General features: G+C 35.5%; 1 pseudogene. It reads left to right on the top strand.

The features are described 5' to 3' along the window. Window positions 1-72: 72 nt before the first annotated feature. Window positions 73-2,109 (top strand): annotated as a pseudogene (locus tag CXF78_RS15010) (hypothetical protein); the annotation flags it as partial.

The raw sequence follows: 2,109 nt of genomic DNA, 5'->3' as shown, positions 1-2,109 counted from the left end.
TTACTTTGTAAGTGGGACCAGTTAATACGAGAAGAGCTGACGCCTGTTCACTATGGCCGATATGTTGATGATATGTTTTTAGTTCTTCATGATGGTGGCAAAATAAATGATACAAAATCATTTATGGATTTCATTTCAGAGCGATTAAAATTTAAATTTAGAGGTTCTGATAAATTTGTATTAAAAGCTGATGAGAATAACACTGATATTTGGTCGATTGATTTCCCCAAATACTACTTTAAAAATACAAAAATACAATTTCAATCAACTAAACAGAAATTATTCATCTTAGAGGGTGACGCAGGATTTGACCTTATTGATAGCATTGAGCAAGAAATGCATAAACTGTCTAGTGAACACAGATTAATGCCTTCAATAGATCAATTTGAAAAATCAACAGCAGCAAAAGTATTGATTGCAGCAGAATCATCTAGCGAAAGTGCTGACACACTTAGGCGAGCTGATGGATTAAGTTTACATAGATTAAGCTGGTCAATTCAATTGCGTCAAGTGGAAACCCTTGCCAGAGATATTCCCGCATCAGGTTGGAAAAAAGAGCGTAAAGGATTCTATCAATTTGCGTATGATCACATCCTGTGCTCAGAAAAAATCTTAAATCACTATACTTACTTGCCAAGACTACTCAGTTTAGCTATTTCTTTAAAAGATTGGGATGACGCTAATAAAATAGTAACAGTAACTTTTGATGCTTTAGATGAACTTATTGAGCACCTAAAAAGTGAAGGCAACAAAGGCGTTATTAATGGTATCGAGAGTTGTGAGCTAACCAGCAATGTATGGGATGAACTCTACAAGTCACTAGCTCATTCATTTATTGATTGTGCAGCTAAAGCATACCCTACAGAGTTAAAATCTGAATCTGCCAATATTATAGTAAAAAAGCTTGCTCACACGTTTATGGAAACGTTATTACAACGGTTTAGTGCTAACGATGAGTTTTTATCCAGCTATTTAGATAACGGCTTTTACGAAATAGCACCAAAGCTGCAAAAAAGTGATCTTGCTAAAAGTCCTTACAAGTTAGTCCAAAACATATTCGGTCATTTAGATAATGATGATGAAAATGTTCATGCACAAAAACAATTAATAAACATATTATATGACAGCAATTTTTTAAATGCTGATCACCTAATTAAATTTTTAGCTAAGACACAAAAATATAGGTTATACAAACGTGGAAAGTTGGGCTATGAAAATATCCTTCCATACGTGTTTCCAACTAGACCTTATACGTCCTCAGAAATAGTTCAATTACTGCCTGAGTGCATCGGTAAGAATGCTAAGAAAAACTCAATCCCTATAAGAAGCTTGGCCCGATATATTTCTGTTTTGCGTGGTTCATGGGTATCACCTAACCTCTTAGACCCCGTGATAAACAAAACAAAACCTTCTTCTAAAATTAAAATTGGAATGAAAAAGACTGATAGCGTTATTGTAGCTGTTACAAGTCTATCAACCAAAGAGAGCTGTTGGGCAAAAACTGCATGTAACAAGCCTGATCACTCACTGCAACGTTATAAACAAATTTGCGAATTAATTAATGGGGTTATTTCATCGAAACCTCGGCCTGATTACCTTTTCATGCCAGAGTTATCACTTCCTTTAAAATGGGTTGATAGTATTGCGGATCGCCTAACTGGAGTGGGAATTAATTTAATCGCAGGTACTGAATATAGGCATTTTAAAAACGACAAGTTGATAAGTGAAGCTTGTCTTGTATTAAAAGATGATAGGCTAGGATATCCACATTGGACGCGTATATGGCAACAAAAACTTGAGCCTGCGCCATCTGAAGAAGAAAACCTAACGAAACTCTTTGGAAAAAGTTGGGCCAATCAAAAGAATTCTAAGTGGAATAAACCTGTTTACGATCATAATGGCTTTCATTTTGGCGTGATGGTTTGCTCTGAATTGCAGAACAGTAAAGCAAGAGTGGCATTTCAAGGCAATATTGACGCTCTAGCCGTTCTATCATGGAATAAAGACCTTGATACATTCTCTACATTAGTTGAGTCTGCGGCACTTGATATTCATGCATATACAATTTTTGTTAATAATAGAAATTTTGGTGATAGCAGAGTTCGCTCG

Source organism: Shewanella sp. 11B5 (assembly GCF_002836795.1).
GTDB lineage: Bacteria > Pseudomonadota > Gammaproteobacteria > Enterobacterales > Shewanellaceae > Shewanella > Shewanella frigidimarina.
Note: the sequence above shows the minus strand (reverse complement) of the source record. Positions and strands in the feature narration are given on the sequence as shown.